This window comes from Planomonospora sp. ID67723 (assembly GCF_015711605.1).
In the GTDB taxonomy this organism is placed as follows: domain Bacteria; phylum Actinomycetota; class Actinomycetes; order Streptosporangiales; family Streptosporangiaceae; genus Planomonospora_A.
Window position 1 is genome coordinate 25,007 of sequence record NZ_JABTEZ010000007.1, and the last position, 15,001, is coordinate 40,007.

Genomic DNA, 15,001 nt, shown 5'->3' on the forward strand with positions numbered 1-15,001 from the left:
GGGACGGGCCCGGGTGCGGAGCCGTCCGCGGCACGGCCGCCGAGGCGCTAGCGGTCACTCCACTTGATCTCGTAGGGCCGGAGGGTGGCCTCCTTGCCGTCCACGGTCGCGGTGATCTCCGCGTCGGTGGTGTTGACCATCACCAGCTTCTCCGGCTGGGCCAGCACCCGGACGCCGGCGTCGGACGATGCGACGCGTTCCAGTTCGGCTCCGGCCGGGAACCATCGGGCGAAATCGCTCACCAGCTTGCCGGTGGGCAGTATGGCGCCGGTCTTCGGGTGCCACATGCATCCGGGGCAGGCGCCCTGCTTGGCCTGCGGGTTCCAGTAGAGAGCCGTGGTGGCGCCGCTCTCGGCGAACTCGATCATCGAGGCGGCCTGGACGGCGAGCCGCTTGGGCTCGGCCCAGGTGGTGCCGTCCTCGGGCACGAAGTACCACTCCGACCACCAGACGGGCAGGTCGCCGGTCTTCTCGCGCAGCCAGGTGGTGATCGCGCCGAACTTCTCCAGCGCGCCGAACGCGTCGGGCAGCATCTCGTGGGCGTCGGTCAGTGAGGCGCCGTCGACCACGACGAAGTCGGCGCCCCTCTTGTTCTTGAACCAGTACTCGAAGGCGTCCAGGACGTTCTGGTTGACGACCCCCCACGAGCCCCGCAGCTCGGACGTGCCGGTCCGGTTGCTGTCGAAGCCGATGTACGGGCCGCCGATCTTGGCGTCGGGCCGGACCGCCTTCACCGCGTCGTAGACCTTGTTGTAGAGCTCGGTGTAGCCCTTGAAGTCCGCGGGCTTGGAGTGGTCCTTCCAGAAACCCTTGAACTCGTTCCAGACCATGAAGTACTCGACGTCGCGGTATCTGGTGGCGACGGCCGCCGACAGCTTGGCGAAGGCGTCGAAGTGCTCGGGGTAGGGCGCGTCCTCCAGGTGCTCGGCCCAGGCCGACTCCTCCGTCGGCCCCTGCGGGCCGCCCTTCATCCAGTCCGGGGCGCAGCACAGCGTGATGATCGACGTGCCGCGGGACTGCTTGACGAGGTTGTTGCGGCTGTCGAGGTCCTCCCAGAAGAACTGCCCCGGATACGGTTCGGGGTTGAGCACCCCGAAGCCCATGATGTGCTGGTTCTGCAGCATCGGGGTCCTGGCGAGCGCGCGGGACACGTCCTGTTCGAACCGCTGGGTGACGTTGTTGGCGCTCACTCCGGTGTGGGTGAACCCCCAGCGCGGCCAGGCCGGGTCGACCGCCGGGGGCTTCGGGATCGCGGTGCCGGAGACCGCCGCCGACGGGGTGGCCGCCCCCTTCCCGTCAGGAGCCGCCCGGTCCGGCGTGCCGGAGGAGCAACTCGCCAAGGCCAGCGCCATCGCCGCACCCGCCGCCAGGACGGCCGCCCGGCCGGAGCGCCGCCATGCCGATCCCCCAGTGCCCGATGACATCCGGCATCACCCTATTCCTTTTGTTTTCGCTGGTTAAAGCGTTCCACGGACGGTACGGCAGCGGCAAACCAGGGGCCGGGTTCACAGCCAGGCGTTGCCGCCGGCCCCTCGAAAAAGCGCTCCGGAACTCCGCAGCCGGCGACCACGCACCGATGCCTCCGGCGGGCGCGTCACCGGCCGGCAGCCGCCGACAGCCGGCACCCGACCGAAGAGATCGAATTCACTGTGGTCGAAGTCGGCCACCTGATCAAGTGCCGGAGCGGAACAGGCCGCAGGGGAGGCCGGCAGCCGTTCCGGGTGCCCTGTCTCACTGAACTTGAGGCAGTCTCATCGGTCATGAGGCGTTCCGCTGCCCGCCTCTCTCGCCTGAAGCATGATCGCCAAGGTGTCGATCACCAACCCGAGTGATCTTCGGGGTGGGGGATGGGCGGCGCCTTCCCAGCCGACGTTGACGCGTCGGTCATGCTTGGGCCCCGGGCCCGGGGGTGGGCGCTCCGCCGCTGTCGCGCGCGGACGGTGGCGCTCAAGACTCCGCGGCCTGCAGCGCCCAGGCGACCGCGAGCGGATTCTGATACTCCCGCCAGCGGGCGATCCGTCCCTCGTGGACGGTCAGCACGCCGATGAACGGGGCCGCGGCGGACACTCCCGCCGCGGTCATCGTCGCGGTCAGCTCGTATTCGACGACGATGGTGTCGGGGTCGGCGGTGTCGTGCACGGCCAGCGCGCGGCAGTCGTCGAAGCGGAACGGCAGGTCGGCGTGCCCGGCGCGGATGAAGGCCAGTACCGCAGCCCGGCCCTCGATCCGGCTGGGCCGTCCGGGTGGGGCGAACGGCATCTCCAAGATGACGTCCCCGGTGAGCGAGTCGTCGTCGAAGACGGTCTCATTGGCGATCCAGTGCTCACGCATGCGGTCGAAGACCTCGCGTGGGGTCATGCCTGCCTCCAGAATAAAATGAGTGGGAACTCGACTTACGATAATGAGTAGAGACTCATTTTTCCAAGGGGGTCGGCGTGCGGGCGGACGCGCAACGCAACCAGGAACGCATCCTCGACGCGGCCGAGGAGGTGTTCACGCGCCGTGGCGCCTCGGCGTCCACCGAGGAGGTGGCCCGGCTGGCCGGCGTGGCGATCGGCACGGTCTTCCGGCACTTCCCGACCAAGGACGACCTGCTGGCGGCGATCCTGAAACGCCTGCTGGCGCGGCTGGCAGAGGACGCGGCCACGCTCGGCGGGGCGGATGGCCTGCACGTCTTCTTCCGCCGGCTGGTCGGGCAGGCAGCGGCCAAGCGCACGGTGGTCGACCTGGCCGGTGTCAGCGTCCCGGCGGCGGTGGGTCAGCTGGGCGAGGCGGTGGGCGGACTGCTGCGCCAGGCGCAGGCCGCCGGCACGGTACGGAGTGACGTTCATCCGCCCGAGGTGATGGCGCTGCTGGTGAGCGTCTGCCAAGGCGCCCTGCAGGGCGGCTGGGACGCAAAGCTGCAGGAGCGGACACTCGCCGTCATCTTCGCCGGTCTGGCCGCGTAGGCGTCGATCGGCGAGACATTCCGCCCGGCGCTGCCTCATCAATCCGAGGCACCACAGGTCAGGGAGTTCCCGTGCCTCGAGTCCAACGAGGCGCGACGCCGGGCGGGCGTGCCGTCGATCCGGACCGGGAGTTTCTGGATTGCGTTAACCGGGTGTTATCGCAACTCAAGAGCGTAACAGCAAAAGCTTTAGCGTTGCGCGAATCACTTTCACGCGGCGCTAAAGCTTTTGCTGTTACGCTCTCGGGCATGATCGGAGACTCTCTCCCGCAGGAAGGGCCCGGCCGGTCCCCCTCCCCGGAGGCCCAGGAGCACCGGAGCGCGGCGTGCGTGCACTGCGGGGAGCCGCTGCCGCCCGAGCCCCTGGACGAGGAGGGAAGGCGCAAGGGCGGACGGCCCCGCGTCTACTGCAGGAAAGCCTGTGCCGACGCCGCCTCACGAGCCCGCCGGGCCCAGCAGGCCGCGGCCGTCGCCGAGCCCCTGTCCGAGGCCTTCTCCCTGGCCGAGCGGCTGCTGCCCGCCGCCGGTGAGCTGAGCGGCATGCTCGCCGGCCTCATCGAGCGCCTGGACGCGGCCGAGACGGGTGCGCTCGCGAGGATCGCCGCCGCCGAGGCCGAGACGGCGCAGGCCCGGATCGAGGCGGAGGAGGCCCTGCAGCAGGCCGAGACCGCCGAACGGCGGCGCAGGGAGGCTCTGAACGCCTCCGGAGAGGACCGCCAGGCCCGCGACCGGGCCGAACGGCTGGCCACTCGCGCCCGGGCGGAGGCCGAGGAGTCGCGGCGGGCGGCCTGGCAGGAGGTCGCCGAGCACGAGCGGGCCCGGGGCCGGGCCGAGGCGGCCCGCGAGGCCGCCGAGGGATCCCGCGCCGAGCTGGCCGCCGAGCTGCGCGCCGTACGAGAGGCGATGGAGGAGCTGAGGCGGGACCACGCCCGCCAGGCCGGGCGTCTGGCCGGTGCGGAGCGGGAGCTGGCGGAGGCCGTCGCCGCGAACGCGGTCCTGGACGAGCAGGCCCGCGCCGCCCGGCGGCAGTCGCAGCACTCCGACGAGCAGGCCCGGCTCTTGCTGGAGCGCGCCGAGGCGGCCGAGGCCGCCCGGGACCGGGCCCTGGCCGACGCGGAGGCCGCCAGACGGGACGCTGAGGCCACGCGCGCCGACCTGGGCCGCAACCTCCGGGAGCTCGAACGGGCCCGGCAGGAGGCCGCCCAGGCGCGCGCCGAGGCCGCCCAGGCGCATGCCGTACGGCAGGCCGCCGAGACCCGGGCTCAGGAGCTGCGGACGGCGCTGAGCGCCGCCGAGGCCCGGGACGCGCGCGTGGAGGAGCTGGCGGCCGTGCTGGCCGCACTCGCCCCCGGCAGTGCCCCCGGCCCCGCCACCGGACGCGACGGCCCGTCGTGATTTCCCGCCCGGTGCCTGCACGGCTCCGGGACGGGAAAGGCCGCCACCGCCCCGGACGGGCCGTCTCAGACGCTGGTGACGATCTCAGACGCTGGTGACGATGTTCATCGACCAGTCGATGGCGCTCAGGAAGGCGTGCGCCAGGTTGCCCGCCGAGTCTCCCCGGTCGGGGATCTTCCCCGATTCGTAGGCCCTGGCGGTGGTGACGACCGAGCCGAGGGGGCCGCGCTCGTCGATGATCGCGGCCGACACCTCCTGGCTGAGCGACAGGTGGGCGATCAGTTCCTCCGGAAGCACGCCCAGCAGGTCCGCGATGCCGGTCAGGAGGCCCACGGTGAACGCCTTGTCGCTGGGCAGGCTCAGCGGCTTCGACAGCAGCTGGCAGAGGCGGGCCCGCATGAGGACGTGGGACATGCGGTCGGTGTCGACGCCGTCGCCGGCGCCGACCACGTCGCTGAGGAGCATCAGCGTCACCCAGTGCCGCAGGCGCTCCATGCCCAGGACCACGATCGCGTCGTTCACCGACGAGACCCGCTGCCACCGGCCGGACGCCGCGGAGTTCGTGGCACGGAGGATCCGGTAGGACAGGGCGGGGTCGGCGGTGACGATCGACACCACCTCGTCCAGGTCGGTCTCGTCGTCGGCGAGCTTGCTGATCAGTTCGAGATGGCGCAGCCTGCTGGGCTCCAGCGTGTCCAGTGACAGCACCCGGGGCTTGCCCAGCAGGTAGCCCTGGAACAGGTCGAACCCGAGCTCGCGGGCGAGGTCCATGTCCTCCTGGGTCTCCAGCCGTTCGGCCACCAGGCGCAGCCCTTCGTAGCCGCGGCAGACCTCCACGCGGGCCCGGAGAACCTCGGGGTCCACTCCGGAGACCTCGAGCTTGACGTAGGAGGCGATCTCCAGCAGGCGCTCGTGGTCGTTGCCGAGCACGAAGTCGTCCAGCGCGATGGCGAAGCCCTGTTCCGACAGCTTCCGCACGCCGGAGACCACCTGCTCGTCGATGTCGATGGTCTCCAGGACTTCCAGGACGACCGATCCGGAGTCGAACGGCAGCGGCAGTTCCCCGACGAGGAACTCGCGCGTCAGGTTGATGAAGCACAGGTGCGGGCCGGCCAGGCGTTCCAGGCCGAACTCGCTGAACGCGTTGACGATCACCTGGCTGGTCGCCTCGGCGCCCCGCGCCGTCGCTCCCTGGGCTTGCGAATGGGAACGGAAGAGGAGCTCATAGGCGACCAGGGCACCGGTCTCATCGTGGATCGGCTGACGGCCGATGTGGATGCGGTGCCAACCGTGCTCGACTGACCTGCCGGCGGAGTGCATGTGACATACATCGTCGGCCGAGGACGGCATGTGAGGAATCTCCCGGATCGAACACGGTTTCTGCACCCGCACGGACAACGACGACGCTACCGGTAATCGACCGCGGAGCTGCTTACCCTGGCCGACCGAACCGTTACCCTCGGTCATCGGCGGGGGATGAGGTCTCGGTGACCTTGTTCAAGACGCTCAAGCCGCTTCCTGCCGCGGCGGAGCCGGTTCCGGCCGGCCCGGGTACGGCACGGCGGGCTGTCCGCTGATGCCCGGGCCGACCGCGCTGCGCCGCACCGTCATGTTCACGGCGCTGTACCTGGTCGCGACGGTCGCCGGGCGGCTGACCGTGATCGAGGGCGCGAGCCTGAGCCTGGTCTGGCCCGCCGCGGGCGTGGCGGTGCTGTGGTTCATGGCGCAGCGCCACGAGAAGTCCTGGTGGCCGGACGTGGTGGCGCTGTCGGGGGTCACGTTCGTCGTCAACGTGCTGACCGGCGCCCCGGCGGTCCTCGGAGCCGCCTTCCTGGTGGCGAACCTGGTACAGGTCTGGGTGTTCCTGTGGCTCTTCGAACGGTTGTGCCCCGACCTGTGGAGCGCCAGAGGCTGGGGGAAGTTCGCCCGGGTGAACCACCTGTGGCGGCTGCTGTTCGTCGCGGCCGCCAGCACGCTGTGCGGCACGGCCTTCGGCCCGACGTCGGTGTGGGTGTTCTCCGGCCAGTGGTCGTGGATGACCACGGCGGTGTGGATGGCGCGCAACACCGTGAGCATCGTGCTGATCGGCGCCGTCGGCCTCCGCCTGGGCCGTCTCTTCGGCTCCCGCCCGTACAACGAGCCCGGCATGTGGGCCGACGCCCTCGCCGGGCTGCGCAAGCTCGGCGGCTGGCGGATCGCCGAGTGCCTCGCCCTGATGGCGACCACGGCCATCGCGTACATCGTGGCGTTCGCCATGAGCCACGGGCTTCCCCTCGCCTTCCCGCTGCTCGCCGTGACGGTCTGGGCGGGCCTGCGCTTCAGCACGACCTTCGTGGTCCTGCACGACCTGCTGGCGGGTGTCGCCGCCATCCTGTTCACCCTGAACGGCTACGGCCCGTTCGCCACGATCGGCTCGGCTCCCGCCCGGGCACTGGTGGCGCAGATCTTCGTCGGGCTGGTGGCCATCGTCGGGCTCGCGCTCGCCCTCAGCCGCGACGAGCGCGAGACGCTCCTGGGCCGGGCCACCGCCGCCGAGGAGTCGGCGTCCGCGCAGGCGAGGCTCCTCACCACGATCATGGACTCGATGCACGACGGCGTGGCCGTGATCGACGCCGACGAGCGGTTCGTCATGCGCAACCCGGCCACCGGCCACCTGCTCGGCGGGGTGACCAGTTCCACCGGCGCCCTCGCCTCCAGCCAGTACTACGGCCTGTTCCACCCCGACGGCAGGCCCGTCCGCGAGGAGGAGATGCCGTTCCGGCAGGCCTTGGCCGGCCGCGAGGTCCCCAGCATGGACATGGTCGTGCGCAATCACGGCGTCCCCGAGGGCCGGGTGCTCAACGTCAGCGCGATCCCGCTGCCCGCGGCCGGGGGCGGGGCGATCGTGGTCCTGCACGACGTGACCGCAGAACGCCGGCACCGCGACGAGCTCGCCGCGTTCGCCGGCGTCGTCTCCCACGACCTGCTCAACCCGCTGAGCACCGTCGAGGGCTGGGTGGACGTCCTCGCCGAGGCCGTCGATCCGGAGCCCGGCGGCACACCCGACCTGGACATGGTCGGCGACAGCGTCGTCCGCATCAAGCGGGCCGCCGCCCGCATGCGCAACCTCATCCGCGACCTGCTCGCCTACACCACCGCCCGGGACGCGGCCATCGCCCCCGTCCCGGTCAGCCTCGAAGACGTCGTGCGGGACGTCGTCACCGCGCGCGGCGACCTGCCGGCCCATCTGGCCGGCGAGCGGGCGCCCCTTTTCCACCTCGGCGACCTGCACGAGGTGCGAGCCGACCCGGCGCTCCTGCGCCAGCTGATGGACAACCTGATCGGCAACGCCGTCAAGTACACCGCGCCCGGGGCCACCCCGGAGGTCACCGTCACCTCCACCAGGGAAGGGCCGGACCTGATCCGCGTGGAGGTGGCCGACCGCGGCATCGGCATCCCGGCGGGCCAGCACGAGGCCGTCTTCGAGAACTTCCACCGCGCCCACGCCAAGAGCGGTTACACCGGCAGCGGGCTCGGTCTCGCCATCTGCAAGCGCATCGTCGAGCGCCACGGCGGCTCGATCGGCGTCGAGGACAATCCGGGCGGCGGCTCCCGCTTCTATTTCACCCTGCCCGTACCGACCGGCGGGACCTCGGACGAGGCGCGTCAGGGCCCTTGACCGCGGACCGCGGACCGCGGATGCCCGGCCGCCGTCGCCGCCGCGCACGGCCATGCCCCGCCGTACGCCGGAGCCCCCGGCCGGTACCTGGGATCAGGTGCCGGCCGGGGGCTCCGGCGTCACGGTCAGATGCGGAAGCGGGTGACCAACTGGTTGAGGTCGGCGGCCATCCGAGCCAGGCTTTCGGACGCCTGGCGGGAGGTGGAGATGCCCTCGTTGGTCTGCTGCGCGGCGGCGGCGACGGCCACCATGTTGTCGGCGATGTTGTTGACGCCCTGGGCGGCGCTGGAGACGCTGCGGCTGATCTCGTTGGTGGTGGCGGTCTGCTCCTCCACCGCGGCGGCGATCGTGGTCTGGTAGTTGCTGATCGTGCCGATGATGTTCGAGATCTTGTCGATCGCGGTGACCGCGGCGGCGGTGTCGGTCTGGATGGTCTCGATCCGGGTGGCGATGTCCTCGGTGGCCTTGGCGGTCTCCTGGGCCAGCTCCTTGACCTCGGAGGCGACCACGGCGAAGCCCTTGCCGGCGTCGCCGGCGCGGGCGGCCTCGATGGTGGCGTTGAGCGCCAGCAGGTTGGTCTGCTCGGCGATCGAGGTGATGACCTTGAGGATGTTGCCGATCTCGGCGCTGGACTCGCCCAGCTTGCCGACCACGGTGGTGGTGTCCTTGGCCGAGGTGACCGCTTCGACGGCGACGGTGGCCGCGTCGGAGGCGTTGGAGGAGATCTCCCGGATGGAGGCGCCCATCTCCTCGGAGGCCGAGGCGAGGGTGGCGACGTTGTCGGTGACCTCCTGTGCGGCCTCCCGGGCGTCGGCGGCGCGCGAGGCGGTGCCGCCGGCGTTGCCGGACAGCTGGTCGCTGATGGCGGCCAGGTCGTGGGAGGAGGAGCCGAGGGAGTCGGCGCTGGTGCGGATGACCGAGACGGTCTCGCGCATGCTGTCGGTGGCGCGGTTGAGGGCGGCGGCCATGGTGCCGACCTCGTCACGGGTGGTGATGTCGGCGCGGCGGGTCAGGTCGCCGCGGGCGACGTCGTCGAGCACGGAGGTGACCCGGCGCAGCGGGACGACCACGCCGCGGGCGACCAGCCAGGCCAGGCCGAGGCCGCCGGCCAGGCCCAGGCCGCCGATGACGCTGACCAGGGTGATGACCTCGCCGACCGCGTCGTGGGTCTCGGCGGCGCTGGCGACGGCGGTCCTGGCCTGCACGGCACGCAGGTCCTCGAAGCCCTTGTCGATGCTCTCGTTGATCGGCTCGGCCTCGTTGAAGCCGTCCCAGAACCCGTCCAGGTCGCCCTTGGCGGCCGCGGGCAGGATCTTCTCGTCGCGGATCTTCACGTAGGAGGCCCACTCGGCGTACAGGCTCTCGGCCGCCGCCTTGTCGGCCGATATCGGAGCGTACGCCGCGGCGTTCCTGCCGATCTCGGCGTCCAGCTTCTTCATGTCCTCGGCGTTGACGACGCGATACTCGGCGTCGGACATGTAGTAGTTCAGGACCAGGGTGCGGACCTTCAGCACGTCACTGTGGAGCCGGGCCAGGGTCTCGATGGGCTGCACGCCCTGCCGGTAGATGTCCTGGGACTTGTCGTCGGCGGTGTTGAGCCCGTTGACGCTCACGCCGATCACGAGCAGGCACGCGGCCGCCATCGCGGCAACGGCGGTGAAGATCTTCGCGGTCACCGGCAGATCACGGCAGCGGTCGAGCAGCGACCGCCCACCGTGGCCGCGGCGCTGAGACGGGGGCGTGAGCGTGGACATGATTCCTCACAGGTGCGGGTCGACAGCGTCCCGGTGGGGGACGGGGACAGGATGTCTCTGGGCGGCCCGCCCTGCAGACGTCGTCATCGCGTCACGGCGTCACGCGGCGTGTCGCGGGCTTGTCCGAGAAGGTGAGCGTCAGTCCGCGTTGGCGGACAGGCTCGGCTTCTCGTTGATCTTGTGGCGCTCGTCGCGCACGGTGATGTAGGGGTGCCGCGCCACCAGGGTCGGCTCGTGGCGGTGGTAGTGGTGACCGCAGAACAGCAGGTCACGGCTCGGCCCGAAGACGACGCGGACGAACGCCTGGGCACCGCACTGGTCGCACCGGTCGGCGATCTTCAGCGGGTCGCTCTGCAGGACCCTCTCCGTCGTGATCGTCATATTTCAACCCCTATGCGTTCGTATCTGGTTTCCACGGTCAGTCGTCGCACCATCGGCTGTTTGAGGCGACAGATGAGAAGGTCTGCCGCTTTTACGCCGGTAGGTGCTTCCGAAGCGGCCGTACGGCGCGCTCCCTTCCGCGGATCGGCGACCGAGGAACCGGTCACCTGTCTCCATTTGGCCGAAACGACGTAGCGGGAGAGGATCGCAACAGGTGCCGCCCGGTTGCGAGTCGTACGGCCCGCACGGGACCGGGGTCAGCGGACCGGGGTCAGCCCGTCGGCTGGAGGGGGCTGGGCGGGAATGACCGGAACGGCCTGCGGGGGAACGGCGGGCGCGGCGGCGACAGGGCCTGAGCCGGAAGCGGGGCCGGGCTCAGGGGCGGGTCCGGGCCGCTCGGGTGCCGCAGGAGCGGCCTCGCCTGCGGGGTCCTGGGCGCTGCCCTGAGAGTTCCGCAGAGCCTTCTCCCTGCGGGCCCGCATGATGGCCAGCCGGCGGTTCTCCTCCCTGTCGTGCCTCTGCTTCCTCTCGGCCTCGGCCTGCTCCTCGGCCAGCGCGGCCGCCTCGGTCCGCAGGAGTTCCCCCTCCCCCTGCCTGCGCCTCTTCTCCCGCTCGGCCTGGAGCATCTCCTCGACCTCCCGGTCGATGCGCCGGGCCCGCACGACATCCTCCTTGAGCGCCGCACGGGCGGCGATCTCGTGTGCCTTCGCAACGGCCTCCCGCCGTACCTCGGGGCTCGACTGGGCACGTGCGGCGGCGAGCCGCTCCTGCATCTCGAGGTAGCCCTCGCCGTCCTCGTCGACCTTGATGTTCTGGCGCCGCCGGAACGAGCGCAGCAAGCGGCCAATGCGGTAGCGGACGACACCCGCGACGTTCCTGGCGGAGGCGATCTGGTCGGTGAGGATCTCCACACTCTCGCCGAAGGTGACGTACCGCCTCAGCAGCACCACGAAATTTTCGAGCCGGGCCAGCTCCGAGTCGGACGGGACCTCCGTGCCGGGGGCGACCCGGCCCGTTCGCTGCACCCGCCAGTGCCGCTGGCACGCCCGCAGCACGTCACGGGCGTCCTGGAGGTCGTCGTAGCCGTGCTCTTTCCACCACGGGGTCGGCTGGCCATCGTTGGATTTCCTGCCCCCGGACGCCCGCCGGTGATCGTCCCGGCCGCCTCTCCGGGGAGATCTTGCTCGGGGAGGGGTGGAACCCTCTCCAATATAAGGAGACGTGTGAACTAGTCCGCAGCCGAACGAGACAGTCTTCTCCCGGCTGAGCGCGCCGCCGTATTGGACGAGCACGCAGCGGGCGAGCGCGGCGTGCGTGGAGGCGAGGGTCGGCCTGCCCTTGGCCCGCTCGACCGGGTCGTCGGCGACCTTCTCGATCGCACGGCCGAGGTCCTTGGGGAAGTCGGGGGGCAACCGGGCCAGGTCCAGGCAGAGCGCGTAACGGGCGGGGCGACCGGGGGCGGCGGCGTGCACCTGGCGGACCAGGCCGAGGCCGGTCAGCCGGCCCAGGTCCTTCCAGGCGGTCCGCACGCTCAGGTCGTGCGTGGCGGCGTAGGCGCGCATGACGCGCGGCATGTCGGTGAGCCCGCCGTGCTCGTCCGCCCAGTGCGTGAGGTGGCACGCCATCCGGTGCGCGCAGTGGTCGGAGATCTCGTCGCGCCACCACTGCAGGCTGAACACCCGGAACCAGACCCTGGTCGGGACCGAGGGCAGCCGGTCGGGATCCTCGAAGCGGGCCGTACGGCGGCGACGGGGCCGGGCGGCCCGGCTCCCGGGAGATATGCGGCAATTGCGTTGTACATGTGGGGCTAGGCCACTATCACCTGAATGCGACACGCCGGATTCAGGCATGACTGGCAGAGCCCGGGACCCATCGTCTATCGTGGTCTCCAGACATCAGGACACCGGCCAGGCACGCGAAAGCCTCCGCCGACACGAGCCGGGTCGATGTTTTTTGGGAGAGAGGTCCCTGCGTTCCTCTTGGCGGTGGAACGGCGCGGGGGCCTTCTCTATTTGTGAGGGTCCGCCATCCTGGGCGGCCTGCTTTCCCTCGGTGACTCCTTCCAGCGCACGCCGTACGGCCTGCGCGACGACAGTTGAGGGGCTCAGCCCGCGAGCGGAAGCGGCTCCTGCTTGCGGCGGGGGCCCGGTACCTTCACGGAACGATCGTGCGCGGCGACGAGGAAGTCGACGACGTAGTCCTGGAAGTTGTCGTATCCCAGCTCGGCGGCGCGCTGCTTCATCGCCTGGTGCAGATCGTTCGGGAACCGGATGGTCTGCGCGGTTCGGGGCCCCTTGGACGGGCGCCCGGGCTTGCCTCCACTCATAGCGCTGAACCCTATTGGAACTCGAATCGGAAAGCCATGTCCCGTCCGGCGTGTCGGGCCAGACGAGGTAATTCGTGGCGTTCGTCGCGGACGAACCGGTCAACAAGGGCAAAAAGGCTAGCCATGAGTCTCTCCGTGAAGCGGGGGGGCTTTCAGAGAGACCTCCGGTCGCGTGGGATCCGAACGCGCGGATTCCCGGCCAAGCACCGCCAACTTGAACGTATCGCTATCGGACGATTACTCTCCGCGGCAAAAGATATCGGACAGCGGAGCCGTGCGGAACGGATCTGCACAGGGGCGGGGAGAAATACCTCATCCGCCGGGAGACGGATTCACGCGGAGGCCGACGCCACCGGCATTGCGCGGTTCCCCCGGCCTCATGCGGCCACCGCCGGGGCCGCCTCGTCCGGCCGTTCTCCCGATCATGGGGAGAGGGCCGCCGCTGCTCGTCGCAACCGGTCTCGTCCGGCGGGCGGACGGCTCCGGCCTACTTGGATGCCGAGAGCGCCGGGTTCTCCCCGCCCGGCACGGCCGGGTCCTGCCCGGCCGGGTCCGGCGCCACGGGCAGGGTGAAGACGAAGCGGCTGCCGCCCCCCGTGTTGTCCTCGGCGCGGATCTCCCCGCCGTGGTGGTTCACGATCCGGCGGCAGATGGCGAGACCGAGACCGGTGCCCGGGTAGCCCTCGCTCCCGCGGGCCCGGTTGAAGGCGCCGAAGACGGCGTCGCGCTGGTCGGGGGAGATGCCGATGCCGTGGTCGGCGACCGAGATCCGCCACATCGGCCCGTCCTGCTCGGCGTTGATGTCGATCTGGGCGGCGGTGCCGTGCCGGACGTACTTGATCGCGTTGCCGATGAGGTTGTCCAGGACCTGCCGGAGCCGGTCCGGGTCGGCGACGACCACCGGGAGCCGGCCGGACTCGATGTGCGGCCGGTCGTGTTCGAGGTGGGAGGTCCGCTCGGTGACGATGTCGCCGACGAGCTTGTTGAGGTCGACCTCGGCCAGTTCGAGGGAACCGTTCCCGGCGGCGGCGTAGTTCAGCAAGTCGTCGATGAGGTGCTGCATTCTGCGGGTGCCGGTCCGCACCCGCGACAGCCAGGTGTTCACCTGCTGGTCGGAGCGGTCGGCGAGGCGGTCCTCCACGAGCTCGCAGTACCCCATGATCACGGTGAGGGGGGACTTCAGGTCGTGGGCCGCGACCGCGGCGAAGCCCTCCAGCTCCCGCTCCCGCTCCCGCAGCCGGATCTCCACCTCCTGCCGCTGCTCGATGTCGGCCTGGAGGGCCGCGGTCGCCTGCTCCACGCGGGCCAGGGCCCGGTCGCGCGAGGTGACCAGGACCAGCACCAGCCCGGCCAGGAGCAGGCTGGCCAGCGCCCCGCAGCCCAGGACCACCAGGTGGAGGCGGTCGTCGCCGGTGGAGGCGAACCGGTCGGTGGGCTGGATCTCCAGCTTCCAGCGCCGGCCTGCGGCGTCGAGCGTCGTCTCACGGTGGAGGCGGGCGTCGGCGAGCGGCGCTCCGGCGTGGACATCGGCGATCCGCCGTTCCTGGCCGGGCACGGACACGTCGGTCAGCGTCACGTTGAGGACGCCCTGGGAGGCCGGCTGCAGCGTGTTGTTGATGAAGTCGCTGCCGCGCACGCCCATCAGCAGCCAGCCGCGCAGGAGACCCGCGTCGGCGGTGCCTCCGGCGGCGTAGACCGGCGCGGCGAGGATGAACGAGATCTGCTGCCGGGAGGTGGGCAGCATGCGGTCCCGCAGCAGCACGTAGGCCTGGCTCGCGGCGACCTGCCCGGTGCGCCGGGCGGTGTCCATGGCCCCGGTGGGCTCGGAGGCGGCCGCCAGGTCCAGACCCAGCGCGGTCGAGAGCCCGTCCAGGCTGCGGGTGAGCACGACGAACCGGTGCTCGTCGGCCCGGACGGGCCGCACGGTCAGGTCGGACACCCCCCTGCCGCGCCAGGCCCGCTGTACGGCCTGCACGTGCGCGTCGTCGGCGGAGACGACGAAGCCCACTTCGCTGACCCCGGCCAGACCCCGGTAGGAGAGCCGGAAGGTGAGGGCTTCGAAGTCCTGCGCGGTCAGGTTCGTCTGGGTGCCCACCGCGGCCGAGAGGTGGCCGAGGAGCTCCACGCGACGGTAGGTCTCGCCGGCGAGCACGGTCCGCACCACCTCCAGGTGGCGGTCCATGCGCTCGTCGGCCTCCCTGCGCTGGGCGTCGGCCAGCGCGCCGGCCGCGACGACGGTGAGGATCAGCCCGACCGCCAGCATGGCGCAGGCCAGCGCCACTCCGCCGGTGCCGCCGAGCCGTCCGAGTATGCGGGAACGGGCGGCAGACCTCACAACTCCGGCGGTGTCGCGGTCCAGCCTGCTCATCGGTGTCTCCCAGCGGTCACGTCTCCTGGACTTCCTTGTCCCCATCGGAAGCCGGGGCGTGGAGCTGAGGAACGGCCGGGCGGCGGAATACGGTTCGCCCCGGCTCGGAGGCCTAGAACCGCGGAAGCGGGTATGAACGCTGACCAGGGGTTCTTCTGGGGGAACGGCACGA

Annotated in this window: 11 protein-coding genes; 3 read left to right on the top strand and 8 right to left on the bottom strand. The window is 71.0% G+C overall.

Annotated features, from left to right (window positions below; all coding sequences use genetic code 11):
* Window positions 1-47: 47 nt before the first annotated feature.
* Window positions 48-1,424, bottom strand: coding sequence for a xylan 1,4-beta-xylosidase (locus HS041_RS36785; RefSeq protein ID WP_196445542.1), 1,377 nt, complete (start codon window positions 1,422-1,424; stop codon window positions 48-50).
* A gap of 523 nt (window positions 1,425-1,947) precedes the next feature.
* Entirely contained in the window at window positions 1,948-2,358 is a 411-nt protein-coding gene (locus tag HS041_RS36790; protein ID WP_196445543.1) for a nuclear transport factor 2 family protein, read from the bottom strand.
* 77 nt (window positions 2,359-2,435) lie between these two features.
* Between HS041_RS36790 and HS041_RS36795 the strand changes: the two genes are divergently transcribed.
* Window positions 2,436-2,948, top strand: coding sequence for a helix-turn-helix domain-containing protein (locus HS041_RS36795; RefSeq protein WP_196445544.1), 513 nt, complete (start codon window positions 2,436-2,438; stop codon window positions 2,946-2,948).
* A gap of 248 nt (window positions 2,949-3,196) precedes the next feature.
* Complete coding sequence (locus tag HS041_RS36800; RefSeq protein WP_196445545.1) at window positions 3,197-4,342, top strand: coiled-coil domain-containing protein; 1,146 nt, start codon at window positions 3,197-3,199, stop codon at window positions 4,340-4,342.
* 84 nt (window positions 4,343-4,426) lie between these two features.
* Here HS041_RS36800 and HS041_RS36805 read toward each other — a convergent pair whose 3' ends face one another.
* On the bottom strand, window positions 4,427-5,692 hold the full coding sequence (locus HS041_RS36805) for an EAL and HDOD domain-containing protein (RefSeq protein ID WP_196445546.1): 1,266 nt from the start codon (window positions 5,690-5,692) through the stop codon (window positions 4,427-4,429).
* A 226-nt stretch (window positions 5,693-5,918) separates the two neighbouring features.
* Here HS041_RS36805 and HS041_RS36810 point away from each other — a divergent pair, with 226 nt between their 5' ends.
* Window positions 5,919-8,000 carry a sensor histidine kinase gene (locus HS041_RS36810; RefSeq protein ID WP_196445547.1) on the top strand — a complete coding sequence of 694 codons (2,082 nt, stop codon included), beginning with the start codon at window positions 5,919-5,921 and terminating at the stop codon, window positions 7,998-8,000.
* 125 nt (window positions 8,001-8,125) lie between these two features.
* Here HS041_RS36810 and HS041_RS36815 read toward each other — a convergent pair whose 3' ends face one another.
* From HS041_RS36815 to HS041_RS36835, 5 genes are all read right to left on the bottom strand, one after another.
* Window positions 8,126-9,754, bottom strand: coding sequence for a methyl-accepting chemotaxis protein (locus tag HS041_RS36815; protein WP_196445548.1), 1,629 nt, complete (start codon window positions 9,752-9,754; stop codon window positions 8,126-8,128).
* A gap of 138 nt (window positions 9,755-9,892) precedes the next feature.
* Complete coding sequence (locus HS041_RS36820; protein WP_196445549.1) at window positions 9,893-10,135, bottom strand: DUF7455 domain-containing protein; 243 nt, start codon at window positions 10,133-10,135, stop codon at window positions 9,893-9,895.
* A 257-nt stretch (window positions 10,136-10,392) separates the two neighbouring features.
* Window positions 10,393-11,814: a hypothetical protein gene (locus tag HS041_RS36825; RefSeq protein WP_196445550.1), complete on the bottom strand. Its 1,422-nt coding sequence runs from the start codon at window positions 11,812-11,814 to the stop codon at window positions 10,393-10,395.
* Window positions 11,815-12,239: 425 nt separating this feature from the next.
* Window positions 12,240-12,461, bottom strand: coding sequence for a hypothetical protein (locus HS041_RS36830; protein WP_196445551.1), 222 nt, complete (start codon window positions 12,459-12,461; stop codon window positions 12,240-12,242).
* Between the two features lie 487 nt (window positions 12,462-12,948).
* Entirely contained in the window at window positions 12,949-14,829 is a 1,881-nt protein-coding gene (locus HS041_RS36835; protein ID WP_196445552.1) for a sensor histidine kinase, read from the bottom strand.
* Between the last annotated feature and the right edge of the window lie 172 nt (window positions 14,830-15,001).